General features: G+C 69.0%; 12 protein-coding genes. All 12 read left to right on the forward strand.

The window, feature by feature from the left end; translation table 11 throughout:
- The first annotated feature begins 22 nt into the window (after positions 1 to 22).
- Complete coding sequence (locus tag QFZ23_RS07775) at positions 23 to 994, forward strand: AAA family ATPase (RefSeq protein ID WP_306921859.1); 972 nt, start codon at positions 23 to 25, stop codon at positions 992 to 994.
- Between the two features lie 31 nt (positions 995 to 1,025).
- Entirely contained in the window at positions 1,026 to 2,336 is a 1,311-nt protein-coding gene (locus QFZ23_RS07780) for a DUF58 domain-containing protein (RefSeq protein ID WP_306926737.1), read from the forward strand.
- Entirely contained in the window at positions 2,333 to 4,774 is a 2,442-nt protein-coding gene (locus tag QFZ23_RS07785; RefSeq protein ID WP_306921861.1) for a transglutaminase family protein, read from the forward strand. The genes QFZ23_RS07780 and QFZ23_RS07785 overlap by 4 nt, the downstream gene beginning before the upstream one ends.
- A gap of 278 nt (positions 4,775 to 5,052) precedes the next feature.
- Positions 5,053 to 6,180 carry an RDD family protein gene (locus tag QFZ23_RS07790; protein ID WP_306921863.1) on the forward strand — a complete coding sequence of 376 codons (1,128 nt, stop codon included), beginning with the start codon at positions 5,053 to 5,055 and terminating at the stop codon, positions 6,178 to 6,180.
- Entirely contained in the window at positions 6,177 to 7,055 is an 879-nt protein-coding gene (locus QFZ23_RS07795) for a PP2C family protein-serine/threonine phosphatase (RefSeq protein ID WP_306921865.1), read from the forward strand. Before QFZ23_RS07790 ends, QFZ23_RS07795 begins: the two co-directional genes overlap by 4 nt.
- Positions 7,042 to 8,832, forward strand: coding sequence for an FHA domain-containing protein (locus tag QFZ23_RS07800; RefSeq protein ID WP_306921867.1), 1,791 nt, complete (start codon positions 7,042 to 7,044; stop codon positions 8,830 to 8,832). The genes QFZ23_RS07795 and QFZ23_RS07800 overlap by 14 nt, the downstream gene beginning before the upstream one ends.
- Positions 8,829 to 10,484, forward strand: a complete 1,656-nt coding sequence (locus tag QFZ23_RS07805) for a serine/threonine protein kinase (protein ID WP_306921869.1) — start codon at positions 8,829 to 8,831, stop codon at positions 10,482 to 10,484. The genes QFZ23_RS07800 and QFZ23_RS07805 overlap by 4 nt, the downstream gene beginning before the upstream one ends.
- A 68-nt stretch (positions 10,485 to 10,552) precedes the next feature.
- Positions 10,553 to 11,257 carry a hypothetical protein gene (locus tag QFZ23_RS07810; RefSeq protein ID WP_306921871.1) on the forward strand — a complete coding sequence of 235 codons (705 nt, stop codon included), beginning with the start codon at positions 10,553 to 10,555 and terminating at the stop codon, positions 11,255 to 11,257.
- Positions 11,254 to 15,714: an FtsK/SpoIIIE domain-containing protein gene (locus QFZ23_RS07815; RefSeq protein WP_306921873.1), complete on the forward strand. Its 4,461-nt coding sequence runs from the start codon at positions 11,254 to 11,256 to the stop codon at positions 15,712 to 15,714. Before QFZ23_RS07810 ends, QFZ23_RS07815 begins: the two co-directional genes overlap by 4 nt.
- A gap of 88 nt (positions 15,715 to 15,802) precedes the next feature.
- Positions 15,803 to 16,444, forward strand: a complete 642-nt coding sequence (locus QFZ23_RS07820) for a hypothetical protein (RefSeq protein ID WP_306921875.1) — start codon at positions 15,803 to 15,805, stop codon at positions 16,442 to 16,444.
- Between the two features lie 50 nt (positions 16,445 to 16,494).
- Entirely contained in the window at positions 16,495 to 18,792 is a 2,298-nt protein-coding gene (gene ligA, locus QFZ23_RS07825; protein WP_306921876.1) for an NAD-dependent DNA ligase LigA, read from the forward strand.
- On the forward strand, positions 18,789 to 19,628 hold the full coding sequence (locus QFZ23_RS07830; protein WP_306921878.1) for an inositol monophosphatase family protein: 840 nt from the start codon (positions 18,789 to 18,791) through the stop codon (positions 19,626 to 19,628). The genes ligA and QFZ23_RS07830 overlap by 4 nt, the downstream gene beginning before the upstream one ends.
- The last annotated feature ends 11 nt before the right edge of the window (positions 19,629 to 19,639 follow it).

The raw sequence follows: 19,639 nt of genomic DNA on the forward strand, positions 1-19,639 counted from the left end.
ATGACACAGAAGAGGAACAACAATGACAATGACTAACGAGCAGGCCGCCTGGTTTGCAGGGACGTTCGAGAAGCTTGTTGCCAACGTGGGCCAGGCGGTCCTGGGCAAGGCCCACGTCATCCGCCTGACCTTCACTGCGATGCTCGCCGAAGGCCACGTCCTCTTCGAAGACGCCCCGGGCACAGGAAAGACCTCGCTCGCCAGGGCCCTGGCGGCCACCGTCCAGGGGTCCAACAGCCGCATCCAGTTCACGCCGGACCTACTGCCCTCGGATGTCACCGGCGTCACCATCTACGACCAGAAGACCCAGAAGTTCGAATTCCACAGGGGGCCGATCTTCAGCAACATCGTGCTCGCCGACGAAATCAACCGGGCCTCGCCCAAGACGCAGTCGGCGCTGCTGGAAGTCATGGAGGAGTCCCGCGTAACCGTGGACGGCACCACCTACGAAGCCGGCCGCCCGTTCATGGTGCTGGCCACCCAGAACCCGATCGAGCAGGCGGGCACCTACCGGCTGCCCGAGGCCCAGCTGGACCGCTTCCTGATCAAGACTTCCATCGGGTACCCGGACCACGCCTCCACCGTCCAGCTCCTGGGCGGCAGCAACCTCAAGGACCGGTCCCGGGACCTGCAGCCCGTCATCACCACGCAGGCCGTCGCTGACATGGCGGACCTCGCCGCCACCACGCACGTCGACACCGCCGTGCTTGAGTACATCTCCCGGCTCTGCGAGGAAACCCGCAACGCTCCCGAGACCCGCCTGGGTGTGTCGGTGCGCGGCGCCCTCGCCATGGTCCGGGCGGCCAAAGTCTGGGCCGCGGGCCAGGGGCGCAACTTCGTCCTGCCGGACGACATCAAGGACCTTGCCGGCGTCGTCTGGACCCACCGTTTCGTGATGGACCCCGAAGCCGAGTTCTCCGGGGCAACGGCCGAAGCCGTGCTGGGACGCGTCCTGGCCGATGTCGCAGCGCCGCAGCAGCGCGCCGCCGTCTAAGGTGCGGCCGTCTAAAGTGCAGTGGTCCAGGATGCGGCTACCCAAACTTCGGCTATCCAAAGTTCGGCTGCCCAGGGTGCGGCCCCAAAGTCGACCGTCCAGGGTGTGGTCGGAGGTCAGCAGCACCGCGAGCCTCGCGCTGGGTCCCGCCTGGCGGATAGCGGGTGCCGTGTGGGGCCGCCATGTCCGGCCCGTCCTGTCCGTGGTCAGCGTCCTCGGCTGGTCCGTGCTGGCCGCAGCGGTTCTCCTCTGGGCGGCCGGAAACGCCTACGGCTGGCAGGAAGCCAAGGCGGCAGCCATTGCGGCGCTGGTGCTCTTCGTCATCGCCGTCGGCTTCATCATGGGCAGGTCCTCGTACGGGGTCCTGCTCGACCTGGCCCGGACCAGGGTGGCGGTGGGGGACAGCGCCGTTGGAAGCATCGCCGTGTCCAACACGTCGGCCCGGCCGCTCCTGCCCGCTGACCTCGAACTGCCCGTCGGGGCAGCCACTGCCGTCTTCCACCTTCCGCGCATGAAGCCGCAGCAGGTGCACGAGGATCTCTTCACCATCCCCACGGCGCGCAGGGCCGTCATCGTGGTGGGGCCGGTGCGCTCCGTCCGGGCTGATCCGCTGCACCTGCTCCGCCGGCAGGTGCTCTGGACGGAACCGGAGGACTTGTACGTGCACCCCCGGACGGTGGCGCTTGCCGGTTCCGCCGCCGGTTTCATCCGCGACCTGGAGGGCATGCCCACCACTGAACTGTCCAGCGCCGACGTCTCCTTCCACGCCCTGCGCGACTACGTCCCGGGGGACGACAGGCGGCACATCCACTGGAAAACCACCGCCCGGACCAACAAGCTCATGGTCCGCCAGTTCGAAGAAACCCGCCGCGCCCACCTGGCCATTTCGCTGTCCATCAACACGGACGAATACGCGTCGGAAGAGGAATTCGAGCTGGCCATATCGGCAGCCGCGTCCATCGGCCGGCAGGCCATCCGCGAGCAGCGCGAGCTGGACGTCCTGACGCAGGTCGGTCCGCTGCGCTGCGAGACCGGCCGCAACATGCTGGACGACATGACCCGGATCGCCGGCAGCCCGCTGCGGAAGACCGCCGTCGACCTCGCCCGCACCCTTGCCGACACGGTGCCCAACGCCTCGGTGGTTTTCTTCGTCGTGGGCAGCCACGTGACGCCCACCCAGCTGCGCTCGGCCGCCGCCTCGGTGCCGCCCGGCGTCCGAAGTCTCGCCGTGCTCGTCGACCTTGGGGCTGCCCCGGCCCGCGCCAACATCGGCGACCTGACCGTCCTCACGGTCGGTGACCTCTCCGACCTTCCCTCCGTCCTGCGAAAGGCGGCAGCATGAGTGAGGCCACCGGTCTCCGCCCCCGCCGTTCCGACAGCCCCCGCCGTTCAGACAGCACCCGCCGTTCAGCCCGGCCTGCTGCCGGGTCCGCGTTCGCGGACGGCCGGCCGCCGTGGCATTTTGTGCTCGACGGCGGTGCCCTCTCCATTCTGCTCGGGCTGGGTGTCCTCGGGTTCAGCCTCAGCTTCGGCGGCGACCCCCATTACCTGGTTGCCGGCTTTGGCGGGATCATCCTGGGCCTGGCCATCGCAGCCGGCAACGCCCATTTCCGGCTGGGCCTGCTGATCACCACAGCCCTGGCCTTCGGCGCTTACCTGGTTCTGGGGACGGCCCTGGCCGTGCCCGACGCCGCGGTGGCTGGGTTCCTCCCCAGCCTGGCATCGCTGCGGACGCTGCTGCTCGGCGTCGTCTTCTCGTGGAAGGACATGCTGACCGTAGGAGTGCCGGTGGGCACCGCGGGCGGCGTGCTGATCGTCCCCTTCCTGAGCTCACTCATCACGGCAGTTGCCGCCGGCATCCTGACCTGGCGGATCCGGAGCCCCTACTGGCCGCTGCTGCCGGTCCTGGTCCTGTTCGTCACGGGCATCGCCTTCAGCACCAACGCCGGGTTCCTGACGGTGGAAAGGGGCATCGCACTGACGGTGGTGGGCATCGCCTGGGCCACCTTCCGGCGGGACGCCCTGCGCCGGCGCGACACGCACAAGGTCTCCGTGAACCGTCCCCAGCACGACGCCGGCACGGCCGGGAAGGCGCGCATGCGCCGCCTGGCTGCCGGAGCCGCCGTGCTGGCGGCGACGGTGGGAATCACCGCGGCGGTGTCGCCGCTCATCGCCGGCGGTGACGAGCGGCGCGTCCTCCGCAACGTCGTCGTACCGCCCTTTGACCCCAAGGCCTACGTCACGCCGCTGGCGAGCTTCCGCAACTTCGTCAAGGACAAGAAGGACGAAGCCCTGTTCACCGTCAAGGGGCTGCCCAAGGACGCGCGCGTCCGGCTCGGGGCACTCGATTCCTTCAATGGCACCAACTACACGATGGATCCGAACGGCTCCGGCAGCTTCAGCAAGGTGGGTGATGCGAAATCGATCAACACCCTTGCCGATTCCACGGACGCGGTGCCGACGAACGATTACAGCCTGGACATCACCATTGATGACTATCAGGGCTACTTCGTTCCGGGCGGCCGGAAGACCACCGGACTCAGCTTTGGCCCGGGCTCGTCCGGCGCCGCCTCGGGGCTGTACTTCAACTCCGGGACCGACACGGCGGTGACCACCCAGGGCCTGTCCCGGGGCGATTCCTACACCGTCCAGGTCTCGGACCCGGTGAAGCTCGAGCACGGACAATTGACGCAATACGACTTCGCCAGGGTCAGCCTTCCTGACACCACCGACGTGCCGCCGGTGGTGGGTGCCCAGGCAAATGACCTGGCCGCGGACGCCCCGACCGCCGTGGACCAGGTCCGGCAGATCGAGGCACACTTCCAGAAGAAGGGCGCCTTCAGCAACGGGCTCATCGCCGACGGGCAGCTTCCCAGCGTCTCCGGGCACGGTGCGGCGCGCATCCGCGACCTGCTGACCGCCAAGCAGATGCTGGGCGACGACGAGCAGTATGCCGTGGCGATGTCCCTGATGCTGCGGCACCTGGGCATCCCGTCACGCGTGGTCATGGGTTTCTATCCGGACCCCAAGAGCCCGGAGAACGGTGCCGGCGAAATCAAGATCCTGGGCAAGGACGTCCATGCCTGGGTGGAAGTGGCGTTCGACCGGGTGGGCTGGGTGGCCTTCGACCCCACACCGCCCAAGGACAACATTCCCATTCCGCCCGATCCAGAAAACAAGTCCAAGCCGAAGCCCCAGGTCCTGCAGCCGCCGCCACCGCCGCAGGAACCGGCTGACCTGCCGCCGGACTCCTCTCCCGACGCGCTCGACGCCGACGAGAAGAAGAACAACCCCTGGCTGCTCTGGGGTCCCATCCTCACGGCCATTGGCATCGCCATGATTCCGGTCGGCGTCCTCGCCCTGCCGCTGCTGCTCATCGCCCTGCTTAAGTCCCGGCGCCGGAAGGCCCGCTTCACCGGCGGCCATCCTGCCCAGCGCGTCGGCGGGGGCTGGAACGAGGTCCTTAGCCTGGCAACGGACATGGGTGCCGCCGTGGACAACCGTGCAACCAGGCGGGAAACGGCTGCGGTCGTCGCTGCGGCCTTTCCCGCCACCGGGACCACCACAACCCTGCTCGCGCACCGGGCGGACGCCTCCATCTTCGGGGCGGGACAGCCGAGTGAGGATGAGGTGCGGGAGTACTGGGACGTCGTGGATGGCTCGCTCAAGGAGATGACCCGAACCGTTGGTTTCTGGCGGCGTCAGCAGGCGCGGTTCTCGCCACGGTCGCTGCTGGCCGAGGCCAGGACGGCCCTGGCCGCGCGGGGGTTCCGGCGGTGACCGGTTCGTTTGTGACCGGCGGGGGGCCCGGAGCTGGGGAGAGGCCAGCAGCCGCCGGGCCTGTAGCCGCGGACGGACCAGGGCCGTGCCTGCGCTGTGGGCAGACTGTCCGCGCCGGAGCGAGCTTTTGCGGTGCGTGCGGCACCCCGCTTCCCAACAGGGGAGCCATGGTCAACCGGGCAGCCCGGCTCGATCGGGGAGTCACACCCCGCGGCGGCGGGAGGCAAGCCGCTCCGATTCCCGGTAGCATCCCGGTAGGGCTGGGGGAAGGATCGGAGATGTCAGGCACTCTTGCGCTGGTTCCAGCGGCGCCGGGCAAACGCCTCGGCTCAGCCGTCCTCGACTGGCTTGCGCCGGTGGCCATCCTGACGGTTCTGCTGTCCTTCGGGTTCGCAGGCATCACGAGCACGCGCAGCGCCGGACTCATCATCTACGACACAAGCCTGCTGGCGCTCCTTGGAAGCATCGGAGCCGGACTGACCCTTGTCTACGCGTTCGCCGTCGCAGGTGTCGAGGGCCGCTCAGGCAACACCATCGGTAACCAGCTCATGGGCATCCGCAGCGCCGACAAGGACGGCTACGCGCCGGGCCTCGGTGCTGTGTTCCTGCGGGGCATCGTGACCGGTGCCGGCATCCTGCTGGCCGTCCTTGCCGCAGTACTGGTGGCGGTCTTCAGGTGGTTCGACGCCGCCCTGCTGATCCTGGGGCCGCTGCTGCTCCTCGGAACCGCCTGGGCCGTCGTCGTTGTGGTATCCAGCGCCTGGGACCGGAACGGCAAGCTCCGCGGCTGGCACGACCGTGCGGCCAAGACCCTCGTGTTCGACGTCGTGAACGGCCGCAACCCCGTGGCCACCGGCGGCATCGAAGGCCCGTACAGCTTCGCACCACTGGACCTGCCCCCGGTGCAGCAGGTGGCCTCCCCGGTTGCTTCCCGGACCTCGGTTGTCCCGGGCCCGGTTGCTTCCCAAACCCCAGCGGAGCCGCTCCCGCCTGCAGCCCCGGGCCCGCCGGTCCATCCGGATGACGCGATGGACCGCACCCAGGTGCGCGCCGGGGTGCGCCAGGACGCGCCTGAGGCGGTGCTGAGGATAACGCTCGACGACGGCCGCGACTTCCGCCTGGAGCGGACCGTCCTGATCGGCCGCAATCCTGCCCCCGCCGCCGGGGAATCGCAGGCGCAGCTCCTGCCGGTTCCGGACCCCGGCAGGACCATTTCCAAGACGCACCTCCACCTGCTCACGGACTGCACCGGCATCTGGGTAACCGACCGCCATTCGACCAACGGCAGCGCCGTCACCACACCCGACGGCATGCGCACGGCGCTGCAGCCGGGCGTGCCCGCATATGTCAGCCCCGGAACCACAGTTCATTTCGGGGACCGCACCTTCAACGTAGGACACGCATGAATTCACAGCAGGTGGCCGGAACTCCAGGGACCGGCGGAGAGCCCGGCCTCAAGCTGAGCTACGGCTACGGAACCGACCGGGGCCTTCGCCGCGAGCTCAATGAAGACTCGTACATTGCCTCGGATCCCGTGTTCGCCGTCGCTGACGGCATGGGCGGCCATGAAGCCGGCGAGGTGGCCAGCGGCATGTGCGTGCGGGCGCTGGCACAGCTGCCGCAACTGGCCACGGGGGAGCGCACAGCCACCGCGGGAGTGGTGCAGCAGTACTTGGCCAGCGCCGACGAATCCATCCGCTCCGCCACCGGCTCGCGGGCCGGAACGACGCTCAGCGGCGTGGTGGTGGTGGAGCAGATGGGTGTTCCCTACTGGCTGGTCATGAACATCGGGGATTCCCGGACGTACCGGCTGAGCCAGGGCCGGCTCTCGCAGGTCAGCGTGGATCACTCCGAGGTCCAGGAACTCGTCGAGAGTGGCTCGATCACCGCCGAGGAGGCGGCGGTTCATCCGCGCCGGCACGTCGTGACGCGAGCGCTGGGCGCGGGCGACGAGACTGAAGCTGACTACTGGCTCCTGCCGATTGAGGAGGGTGACCGGGTGATGGTGTGCTCGGACGGTCTCAACGGGGAGCTGACGGACGGACAGATGCTGGACATCCTCAGCACGGTCGAGGACCCACAGGAGGCCGTGGATGCCCTGATCCAGGCAGCCCTGAGACGCGGCGGCCGGGACAACATCACGGTGATCGTCGTCGATGCCAGGAACGTGCTCAACGATGCCGGTGTCGCGACGACGGCGCCCCGGACCGCTGCCGACGCGGAAGAGGAGGACACGCTGCCGCGTGCCGGAAGCGAGGACGCCGTCAATGGCCTCAGCTAGCTATGTCCCCGGCGGATGGCTAGGCCTCATCCGGTCGGGAACTGCGGTGATCCTTGACCCCGCCACTCCGGGCCCGCTGGTCAGCACGGTGTGGGATCTGCTGGCGAAAGGCCCGGACGCATCCGAGGTTCTTCATGCCGTGACCGGAGGGTTCGGTGCGCCGCTGTCCGCCAGCCCGTGGTTCGGGATCATCGGGTTTAGCGACTCGCTGCGGGTATTCCTGCGCGGCGAGATCGACATGACAGTCCGGCTCCCGTCGGGTCCCGTGAAACTCGACGGCCGGAACGTCACCACCTGGACCGAGCGATGGATGGATGCACCCGAGTGGTTCAGCGTGGCGGTCCCCGCAGCCGCGACAGCGCAGTCCGGTTCGTCGGAGCCGGGCTCCGTTGCTGAAATGCCGGCCGCTGCGTTGCCTGTCGCTGAATTGCCCCTGGTGGAAGGGGCGGTGCTTCTGCGGTCGCTGCGCGTCAGCGTCACCGAACCCGGGAGTCTCCCGTCATTCCGCCTGGAAACTGCAACAATATCTACCTCTGCCCCGCCTTTGGAGGCGTCGGCCGAGACCATGGTGGCGCCCGCCGAGGACCTTTCCCTGTCGGCAGAGCCTGTGCAGGAAGTGTCGGCAGAGACAGTTGCGGGGCTGCAGGAAACCATCACCGGATTCACCGGGACCGGCGCTGCCACTGCCGGGACGCTGCCCGAGGAAGCACTGCCGGAGGCAGCACTGCCCAAGGAATCACCGTCTCAGGAATCACCGTCCCAGGAATCACCGTCCCAGGAGTCACTGAGTCAGGAAGACAGCCCAGCCACCGAACTCACCAGCTCGTACGACCATCTCTGGGACAAGACCGTGGTGCGCAGCATTGAGGGCGCCGCCGTGCGGACCGGCCAGGAGGACGACGGCGGTGCCCCCGCAGTCGGGGAGAGGGCAGTTCCGGAGACCGCAATCCAGGAAACAGCGGTTCAGGAAATTGCGGGCCAGGAAATTGCGGGCCAGGATGCCGGCTCTCCGGAAGCCGGCCCGCCCGTCATTGCCCGTGAGGCAGCAGCTCCGGCGCCCCCGTCAGCCCCCGCACCATCAGGACTGATCGACTCAGTGCCGTGGGCGACCGGCGGCGACAGTGCCCCGGGACCGGGGGTCCCGCCGTCGTTCTCAGGACCCCAGGTCCCGCCGTCGTTCATCCCCGTGCCCGAGCCGCGCGAGGCGGCGGAAGGCGACCACGACGGTCAGACCATCCTCAAGAGCGATCTCCCCGCGCCCGGAGGGCAGCAGGCAGGGCAGGGACAGGAACCCGGCCAAGGGGCTGCGGCAGGCAACGGCCCCATGGTGCTGGCCCGTGTTTGCCACGGCGGCCACGCCAACCCTCCCACCAGCGGACAGTGCTTCACCTGTGGGGCGCAGCTGCCCGACGTCGCCATCCAGGTGCCGCGCCCAAGGCTGGGCCGGCTGCGGCTGTCCACGGGGGAGCTGATCGACCTCGAACAGTCGCTCGTGATCGGGCGGCAGCCGTCCGTGTCCCGGGTCCAGGGCGGCACCATGCCGCGGCTGGTCCAGGTTGCCAGCCCCGGCGGCGACATTTCGAGGTCGCACGTGGAGGTCCGGCTGGAGGGCTGGCACGTGATGCTCTGCGACCTGAAAGCAACCAACGGCACCGTGCTGATCCGCGAGGGGCAACCGCCGCGGCGCCTTGCCCAGAATGAAATGGCCATTATCTTGGACGGCGACATCGCAGAACTCGGCGATGACGTTTCCTTGCGCTTTGAGGAGATCCTGTGAGTTCCAAGCGGCCGGCGGCGCCACCGCCCCGCATTCCCGGTTTCAACTACGTCAGCCTGCTCGGATCGGGCGGCTTCTCTGACGTCTACCTCTATGAGCAGGACCGGCCGCGCCGCAAGGTGGCCGTGAAGGTGCTGCTGTCCGGCCTCAAGACGGAGGGCGCCCGCCGCCGGTTTGAGTCCGAGGCCAACCTGATGGCCCAGCTGTCGTCGCACCCCTTCATCGTCACCATCTTTGAAGCCGAGGTGACCGAGGACGGGCATTCCTACCTCGCCATGGAGTACTGCTCCCGGCCCAGCCTGGACGTCCGGTACCGCCGGCAGCGCTTCAGCGTGGACGAGGTCCTGGCCGTCGGCATCCAGGTGGCCTCCGCCGTCGAAACGGCGCACCGGGCCGGCATCGCCCACCGTGACATCAAGCCCGCCAATATCCTGGTCACCGACTACAACCGTCCGGCGCTCACCGACTTCGGCATCTCCGGCACACTGGCCGGCGACGTCGACGAGGACGCCGGGATGTCCATCCCCTGGTCGCCGCCGGAACAGTTCAGGGACGGCAATGTCGACGGCGTGCTGGTGGACGTGTGGGCCCTCGGCGCCACGCTGTACACACTTCTCGCCGGACGGTCGCCGTTCGTGCTGCCGGGCGCCGACAACTCCCAGCGCGAGCTCATTTCGCGCATCACCAACCTGCCCGTACCCCGGCTGAGCCGCGCCGACGTGCCGGAATCCCTTGAACTGGCCCTGGCAACGGCGATGGCCAAGTCGCCGGCCTCACGCTACTCGTCGGCCCACGCTTTCGCCCTGGCGCTGCAGCGGATCCAGGCCGAGCTCAACCTGTCCGTCACGCCCTTCGAGGTGCTCGAGGAGCGCCTGCCGGAGGACGTGCACCTGGACGACGGCGTGGAAGAGACCCGGGTCCGCAACGTCGCCTCCATCGACCCCGACCGGACCGGAAGCGCCCCCACGTTCCCGGCCCGCACCAAGCCGCTGGACGGGGGAGCCGGGCCGGCGCCGAGCCCTGCTGTACCAACACGGGCGCCGGGCCCCGCTGTACCAACGCCGGGGCGGGTCGTTGGGCAGGCACCCGGCATCCCGCCGTCGGCCCCTGCGACAGCGGCACGGGAGCCGGCAGCGGAGGACTGGGCCGACGCCACGGTCCTGCGAAGCCACCAGCCCAAAGCTGCCGGGGATGATGCACCCGGCCAGCCGGGGGACCAGCCGGTAGACCGCGGGAAGCGCAACCTGTGGCTCGCCATCTCCGGCGGAACGCTCCTGGTGCTGGCGGTCATCGTGGGCATTGTAGTGGCATCGGCCGCGCCGCAGCCCGAGGCCCGGCCCACCGAAACGGTCAGCAAGCCGCCCGCCGACGCCATCGACGACGGGTCCGTGCCGGACGTCGCCAAGCTCGCCGGCAGCGCAGGCGCGCAAGGAAAGGTCCGCTTCACCTGGACCAACCCGCAGCCGAAGCCCGGGGACACCTACAAGTGGCGGATCAAAACGGTCAAAGGCGGCGGAAGCTACCTGTCGACGTCGGCCACCCGGGTGGACGTCACGGCGAATCCGGCGGAACCCACCTGCGTCCAGGTGATCATCGTCCGCAGCGATGGATCCGCATCACCGGCGGGCGAGGATTCCATCGCGTGCCTCTAGCACCCTGCGGCGCGAGAAGCACCAACAGCCGCCCAGCAACAACAGACCCAGCGACAAGACGGGAAAACATGGGAGACCTGGCCATAGATTTCTGCGGCGAGTGGTACGAACCGACCGATGAGGACATCTTCAGCATCGGCCGCGAGGGCGACCTCGAGGTGGACGACAACCCGTACCTGCACCGGCGCTTCCTGCAGATTGCCAGGTACGACGGCATCTGGTGGCTCAGCAACGTGGGCAGCCGGCTTTCCGCCACGGTGGCTGACCGATCCGGCGGCATGCAGGCCTGGCTCTCACCCGGCGCCCGGCTGCCGCTCGTCTTCAGCCACACCAGCGTCATCTTCACGGCCGGACCCACCACCTACGAATTCGCCGTCCACCTGAAAACCCCGTCGTTCCGGCAGGAGACCAGCAGCGAAGCCAGTGGCGGCGACACCACCATCGGCCCGGTGGTCTTCACGGACTCCCAGAAAGCACTCATCGTGGCGCTCGCCGAGCCCATGCTCCGGCGCGAAGGCACGGGATTCAGCGCCATTCCGTCCTCCGCAGAGGCGGCCCGGACCCTAGGCTGGGCAATCACCCGGTTCAACCGGAAGCTGGACAACGTGTGCGACAAACTGGACCGGGCCGGGGTGGCCGGCCTTCGTGGAGGCGGCGGCAAGCTGGCCACCAACCGCCGGGCACGCCTTGTGGAGCACGCGGTCACCTCGCACCTGGTCACCGCCGACGACCTCCACCTCCTGGAAAAGATGCGCGGGGACGGCGAAGCATGAGGATCCGACTGACCCTGCGCCGGGATCCTGCCGAGGCCAGGGATCTGGCCGTCACCGTGGACGGCCGCGCCACCGTCGCGGACATCGCCACCGAACTGTGGACCGCCGACCCCGCCCGGCGGCAGGAGCCCGCTCCGCCGAACCTTTCACTCCGGATCGACGAGGCATTCGTGGCCGGCGGTATGCGCGGCATCGTCCTTGACCGGGCGGACAACCTGCTGGAATCCGGGCTGCGGCCCGGGTCGGTCGTTTCGCTTACCCAGGTGAGCGACCAGTTCGGTAACCCCAACGACGCCGGCCATGCCGCGGACCGCGGCCCCGCCGCGGCGACGCTCCGGATAGTCTCGGGGCCCGACGTCGGCCGGGAGTTTTCCCTGCCCTCCGGCACCAGCTACATCGGACGGGACCGGAACGTGGACGTCCGGCTCACCGACCCCCTGACGTCGAAGCGGCACGCGCGCATCACGGTGGGGGAGAGCATCGAGATCGTGGACACGAACTCCGCCAACGGCCTTCAGATGGACGGGCTGCCCGTCACCCGGGCCACCCTGAATTCCTCCGACACCGTCACCCTGGGCGACACCGAGCTGACAGTGGTGCCGCTGGCCCGCAGCGGTGCGGCAGCTCCGACGTCGCCCCTGGTGGACTTCAACCGCTCCCCGCGGGTGGTGCCCCGGTTCGCCCCCGGCAAGCGCGTGCCCCCGGCCGGACCCAAGCGGCAGGACCACCACCCGTTCCCCTACATCATGCTGATCGCCCCTCTGATGATGGGCGCGGTGCTGTTCGCGGTGACCCAAAGCCTGCTGTCCATGCTGTTCATGCTGATGATGCCGCTGTTCATCGTGGGCCACTACGTGGACCAGAAGCTGCAAAACAAGCGCGAGCGCAAGGAACAGCTGAAGCAGTTCAGGGAGGCCATGGCAGCCTTCCGGCAGGACACCACCGAGCTGCAGCGCGTGGAGCGGGCCGTCCGGCTCCAGGAAGCGCCGTCCGTCAGTGACACTGTCGACTCCATCTACAAGCTTGGCCCCCTGCTCTGGACCCACCGGCCGGAACACTCCGGGTTCCTGGCCCTCCGGTTCGGGCTCGGCACGGTGCCGTCCCGGATTCCGTTCGAGGAGCCGAACACCGCGGAGACCGAGACGGAGTACCGGCGCGAGATCGAGGACTGCCTGGACCAGTTCCGGCAAATCGAGGGCGTGCCGGTGGTATCCCAGCTGCGGTCCGCCGGCTCGTTCGGCCTCGCCGGGCCCCGCGGACTCGTCGATGACGTGGCACGGGGCGTGGTGCTCCAGCTCGTGGGCCTGCATTCCCCGGCGGAAGTAGCCGTGGCCGCCATCACCTCGGCGCGGTCCCGGGAACGCTGGAACTGGCTGCAGTGGCTGCCGCACGTCGGCTCGAGCCACAGCCCCCTCGGCGGCGACCACCTTGCTGCCGGCTCGGCGGGCGGAACCAGCCTGCTCGCCCGGATCGAGGACCTCGTGGAACTCCGCGAGGCCGCCATGCGGTCAGAGGGCCCCGCACATCGGGCGGGCGTCCTCGAAGAGACCGCGGACGTTCCGCCGCCGGTGCTGCCGTCGGTGCTGGTCATCGTCGAGGACGACGCGCCCGTGGACCGCGGCCGGCTGACCAGGCTCGTGGAGCGCGGGCCCGATACCGGTGTCCACGTGCTGTGGGTGGCTGCCGGCGTCGAATCCCTTCCGGCGGCCTGCCGTGACTTCATGGCGGTGGACGGCGAGCACGGCACCACCACCGGCCAGGTCCGGCTGGGACGCCACACCTACCCCGTGAGCTGTGAAAGCCTTGACGCTGAACTGGCCGGCCAGCTGGCCCGCATGCTCTCGCCCGTGGTAGACGCCGGCAAGCCCATCGAGGACGACTCGAACCTGCCGCGGGCCGTGTCCTATGCGGCGCTGGTGGGCAAGGACTTCCTCGACAAGCCGCAGGCCGTGGCTGAACGCTGGCAGGAGAACAACTCCGTCCGCTCCACCGCCGTTGCCAACCGCAAGGACAACGGCTCGCTGCGTGCCCTCGTGGGGTCCAAGGGCGTGGAGCCCCTGCACCTGGACCTGAAGAACGAAGGGCCGCACGCGCTGGTGGGCGGCACCACCGGCGCCGGCAAGTCCGAGTTCCTGCAGTCCTGGGTGATGGGCATGGCCACTGCCTACAGCCCGGACCGCGTCAGCTTCCTGTTCGTGGACTACAAGGGCGGCGCCGCGTTTGCCGACTGCGTCCACCTGCCGCACACCGTGGGCCTGGTCACCGACCTCTCGCCGCACCTGGTGCGCCGCGCCCTCACCTCGCTGCGGGCTGAGCTCCACTACCGCGAGCACCTGCTCAACAGGAAGAAGGCCAAGGACCTGCTCGCGCTCCAGCGCGAGGCCGATCCCGAGGCCCCGCCCTACCTGGTGATCGTGGTGGATGAATTCGCTGCCCTGGCCACCGAGGTGCCCGAATTCGTGGACGGCGTGGTTGACGTTGCCGCCCGCGGCCGGTCGCTCGGGCTCCACCTGATCCTCGCCACCCAGCGGCCCGCCGGCGTCATCAAGGAAAGCCTGCGTGCCAACACCAACCTTCGGGTGGCGCTGCGCATGGCCGACGAGGACGACGCCACGGACATCCTTGGTGTTCCGGACGCCGCATACTTCGACCCCTCCATCCCGGGCCGCGGCGCGGCGAAAACCGGCCCGGGCCGCATCCAGGGTTTCCAGACCGGTTATGCCGGCGGCTGGACCACCGATCGCCCGCAGCGCCCGCAGATCGACATCGTGGAGATGGCCTTCGGGTCGGGTCCCGCGTGGGAAACACCGGCCCCCGATACCGCCGCACAGGACGAACCCGCCGGGCCCAACGACATCGCCAGGATGACCGCCAACGTCATCGCCGCCGCGGACCTGCTGGCCATCGAGCCGCCGCGGAAGCCGTGGCTGAACCAGCTGGCCACGACCTACGATTTCTCCCTGCTGCCCAACCCTCGCACCGATGAACGGCTCCTGCTGGGCGTTGCGGACGACCCCGCCCACCAGGACCAGCCCACCGTCTTCTACGAGCCGGACAAAGACGGCAACATGGCCATCTACGGCACGGGCGGCTCGGGTAAGTCCGCGGCGCTGCGGGGGATCGCCATCGCGGCTGCCGTCACGCCCCGCGGCGGCCCCGTCCACGTCTATGGGATCGACTGTGGCTCCGCCGGGCTGAAAATGCTCGAGGAGCTCCCGCACGTGGGCGGGATCATCGACGGCGACGACGTGGAGCGCGTGGGCAGGCTCCTGCGCTGGCTCCACGACCTCGCCGAGGACCGGGCGAGCCGTTTCGCCGAGGTGCGTGCCTCCACCATCGGGGAGTACCGCAAGCTCGCCGTCCTGCCGGATGAAAAGCGCATCTTCGTGCTGGTCGACGGCATGTCGGCCTTCCGCGAGGCCTATGAGTACAGCAAGCTCTCCGGCCTCTGGGACCTCTTCCTGCAGCTGGCGACCGACGGCCGTCCCCTTGGCATCCACCTCGTCGTCACCGGTGACCGCCCCAACTCCGTCCCGGCGTCGTTGCTTGCCTCCATCCAGCGGCGGCTGGTGCTGCGGCTGTCCGCCGAGGACGACTACCTGACCATGGACGTGCCGAAGGACGTCCTCGGCCAGGCCTCGCCGCCCGGCCGGGGGCTGCTGGGCGGCCACGAGGTGCAGCTCGCCGTCCTGGGCGGCAACTCCAACCTGGCCCTGCAGGCGCGCGAAGTCCACAAACTCAGCGAGGCCATGCTCCGCCAGGGCGTGGAAAGGGCTCCGCGGATCGAGCGGCTGCCCGAGCAGATCGACCTGGACATCCTGCCCGCCGGACTGCCGGACCTTCCCGTGATCGGTGTGGACGACGAAACACTGCAGCCCGCCACAATCATGGCCAAGGGCCCGCTGCTGCTCGCGGGCCCACCCGGCGCCGGCCGCACCGTGGCCCTGGTGACCATGGCCTACGCGCTGCGCCGGTCCAACCCCGACACCGAACTGGTTTACCTTGCCGCCAGGAAGTCCGCCGTGGCGTCCCTGCCGGTCTGGGACCGCTCGTTGGTGGGGGCCGACGACGTCGAGGAGGCGGTGGAAGCGCTCACGGACCACGCCTCGGCGAATCCGGGCAAGGTGGCCATCTTCATCGAGGGACTCACGGAGTTCACGGACACCCTGGCCGAGTCCGGCATCGAAAGGCTCGTGGCGGCGTCCATCAAGGCGGACCAGTGGGTGGTGGGGGAATCCGAAACTTCCACCTGGTCATCGGCATGGTCGCTGGCGCAACCGTTCAAGTCGGGCAGGAGGGGACTGCTGATCAATCCGGGCGATATCGACGGCGACAGCCTCCTCAATACCTCACTCGGACGGGTCGGCACCGACTTCATTCCTGGACGCGGCTACATCGTTGGCAGGGGCAAGGTGCGCAAGCTCCAGATCGCGCTGCCGCCGGAAAACCGGCAGTAGTCGATTTGGCGCGCCGCGCCGGACTGTAGGAAGATACCCGGGACAAAACTCGGCGCGGGGTGTCCTGCGCGGCTGCAAAGGTACTTCCATGATCCGAATCACTCGTCTGCGGGGCGCGCTGCTGCCCGGAATTACCGCTGCCATGCTGGCATTTACGGTTGTGGCCGGCGCCGCCGGAGCGGCCCAGGCAGCCTGCCTGCCGGAGCAACAGTGCTCTGAATCGCCGGCACCCATCGCCCCGCCGTCGTCCGGTTCACCGGCTCCGACGAGGACGGCGGCTCCCGTCCCGACGCCTGCTCCGGCGCCGCCGGCGCGAAAGGCACCTGCCCCTGCTCCGACCCCTGTGCAGCCCGCAGCGCCGGCGGCGCCGCGCGTTGCCCCGGCACCGGCGCGACCTGCCCCCGCGCCCACCCTCACACCTTTGGCGCCGCCGGCGAATGGCGGAATGGCGCCCCCTGCGGTGCCGGCGGCACCAGCCGCGGTGGTTCCGGCCACCTCTGTCTCCTCCACCCCCGGCCCGTCGTCCTCCACCCCGGCGGCCGAGTCCAGCTGGACCAAACCGATCGCCACCCCGGTCCAAGCCAGCCAGGCCGCCGCCGTTGTAGTCGCGGACAAGGGATCCGGCCTCGGCATCTTCGGCCTGTTCGCCGTCATGGGCGGCGTCCTCCTGGTGGGTCTGGGCGGACTGGCCTTCGCCCTGTGGAGCCGGAACCGCCCCGGTCACTGGTAGGCGGCCCGCCGCCTCGGCAAAATGTCCGGGCCGTAAGGCAAGATAGGTCTGTGAGCACACCATCAGGCCCCACAGACAGCGCAGCCACCGGAACGGACCAGCTTGAGCCGGAAGCCATTCCCTCTGAGTCCGTACGGGATGAGTACGAGAACCTGGCGGACCTCGTCCGGAAGTACCGCTTCGCGTACTACCAGGAGGACGAGCCGCTCGTCTCCGATGCCGAGTTCGATGCTCTCTTTCGCCGGCTGGAGGAACTCGAGGCGCTGCATCCGGAGCTCGTTTCCAATGATTCGCCCACCCAGGAGGTTGGCGGGGAAGTCTCCGCGGCGTTTGCCGCCGTCGAACACCTCCAGCGCATGTACAGCCTGGAGGACGTGTTCTCCATCGAGGAACTGCAGGCCTGGATCGCCAAGGCGGAGGCAGGGGTCGCCAAATCCGGGAATCCGGAGGCCGCCTGGCTGACCGAGCTGAAAATCGACGGCCTGGCCGTGAACCTGCTCTACCGGGACGGCAAGCTGGTCCGGGCCGCGACCCGCGGCGACGGCACCACTGGCGAGGACATCACGCACAATGTGCTCACCATCAAGGAGATCCCGCAGCAGCTCAGCGGCAGCGGCTTTCCCGCCGAGATGGAAATCCGCGGCGAGGTGTTCATCCCGTCCAAGGCGTTCGCCGAATTCAATGAGGCGCTGATTGAGGCGGGCAAGGCTCCCCTGGCCAACCCGCGCAACGCCGCGGCCGGCTCGCTCCGCCAGAAGGACCCGGCCGAGACCGCCAAGCGCCCGCTGCAGATGTTCGTGCACGGGATCGGCGCCCGCGAGGGCCTCCAGGCCGCCAGCCAGTCGGAAACCTATCGGCTCCTGGCGGAGTGGGGACTGCCGGTCAGCCCGTACTTCGAGGTTCTCGGCAGCCCGGCCGAGGTGCTGGAATTCATCGGGAAATACGGGGACAAGCGGCACAGCCTGCTCCACGAGATCGACGGCATCGTGGTGAAGATCGACGACTTCGCCACCCAGCGCGCCCTGGGCTACACCACACGTGTTCCGCGCTGGGCCGTCGCGTACAAATATCCGCCGGAGGAAGTGCACACCAAGCTGCTGGACATTGCCGTGAACGTCGGGCGCACCGGCCGGGTCACCCCGTTCGGGATCATGGAACCGGTCAAGGTGGCGGGCTCCACCGTGGGAATGGCCACCCTGCACAACCAGGACGTGGTCAAGGCCAAGGGCGTGAAGATCGGCGACATCGTGGTCCTGCGCAAGGCCGGCGACGTCATCCCGGAGATCGTCGGCCCGGTGCTGGCGCTCCGGGACCAGCAGGACCCTCCGGTGCGCGACTTCGTCATGCCCACGGAATGCCCGTCCTGCGGAACGCCGCTTGCTCCCGGGAAGGAAGGGGACGTGGACATCCGCTGCCCCAACGCAAAGTCGTGCCCCTCACAGTTGCGTGAGCGCGTGTTCCACGTTGCCAGCCGCGGGGCGTTCGATATCGAAGCCCTCGGCTGGGAAGCCGCGATCGCGCTCACCCAGCCGATGGAGCCTGAGGTCCCGCCGCTGGTCAGTGAAGCAGCCCTTTTCGACCTGACGCCGGAGGACCTGGCGCCGGTGAAGATACGGCGCGAGAAGCGGTCCAAAGGTGTTCCCACCGGCGAGTTCGAGCTGGTGCCGTACTTCTACAGCAAGGGCACGGCCAAGACGCCGTCCAAGCCCACGGCCACCACCGGGAAGCTCTTCCAGGAACTCGAAAAGGCCAAGACCCAGCCGTTGTGGCGCGTCCTGGTGGCGTTGTCCATCCGGCACGTTGGACCCCGGGCGTCGCGTGCGCTGGCCAACCACTTCGGCACCATGGACGCCATCCGGCAGGCCTCCGAGGAAGAGCTGGCAAGCGTGGACGGCGTCGGCCCCACCATCGCAGCCGCACTCAAGGAATGGTTTGCCGAGGACTGGCATGTCGAAATCATCGACCGATGGGCAGCAGCCGGGGTCCGGATGAAGGACGAGCGGGACGAGTCCACACCGCGCACCCTCGAGGGCCTGACCGTGGTGGTCACCGGAACCCTGGAAGGCTTCAGCCGTGACGAGGCCAAGGAAGCCATCCTGGTCCGCGGCGGCAAGGCAGCAGGCTCAGTGTCGAAGAACACCAGCTACCTGGTGGCCGGGGACAACGCCGGCACCAAACTGGACAAGGCCGAGCAGCTGGGCGTCCCCGTGCTGGACGAGGACGGATTCCGGGAGTTGCTGGCCAACGGACCCGCCAGGGCTGACGGGGATGGCGCTGGGGACACCGAAGCCGAAGCTGAGGATCCCGAGGCAACACCGCCCCCGGGCGACGAGGAGGATTCCGAGTGACACCCGATACCGCAAACCCCCTTGACGTGCACGGGCTCCTCGCCGTGGCCAAGGCGGCCGCCGCCGCCGGTGCCGGTGTGCTAGCCGAACGCAGCAACGGCGCCCTGGACTCGGGGACGGTGACCAACAAGGGCGAAGCCGGCGACTGGGTCACCGCCTTCGATGTGGCCGCCGAGGAAGCCGTGCGCACCGCCATCCGCACTGCGCGCCCGGACGACGTGATCACCGGCGAGGAACACGGGACCACACGTCCCGAGAAACCGACCGGGCTGCGGTGGTCCATCGACCCGCTCGACGGCACCACCAACTTCATCCGCAACATCGTCTACTACGCCACCTCCGTGGCCGTTGCCGATCCCGACGGCGTGTGGCTGGCCGGCGTCGTCCACGCCCCCGCGCTGGGGCGCGTGTACTACGCCTCGCGCGGCCAGGGCGCGTGGCTGGAACAGGACGGGAAGCGGGTGCAGCTCACGGGTCCGGTCCCGGGACGTGCCGGCCAGATCCTGGCCACAGGATTCAGCTATGACCCCGAGGTCCGCGCGGAACAGGCGGCGGCACTGGGCGGCTTCATGGATGGCTTTGCCGACGTTCGCCGCCTCGGCTCGGCCGCCCTGGACCTCTGCATGGTGGCCGACGGAACGCACGATGCCTTCGGCGAGCGGGGCCTGAATGAGCACGACTTCGCTGCGGGCGCGCTGGTGGCCGAAGAAGCCGGATGCTGGGTGCGGCGCCCGCGGCTCACCAGCCCGCTTGAGGGAGGGCCCTCCGCCGAGGAACGGCTGTCAGCCTGGACCTGTGCGGGCACGCTGGAGATGTCCGGCAAGTTCCCGCTGTAGGAGGCGCTCCG

The organism is Arthrobacter globiformis (assembly GCF_030818015.1).
Classification (GTDB): Bacteria; Actinomycetota; Actinomycetes; order Actinomycetales; family Micrococcaceae; genus Arthrobacter; species Arthrobacter globiformis_C.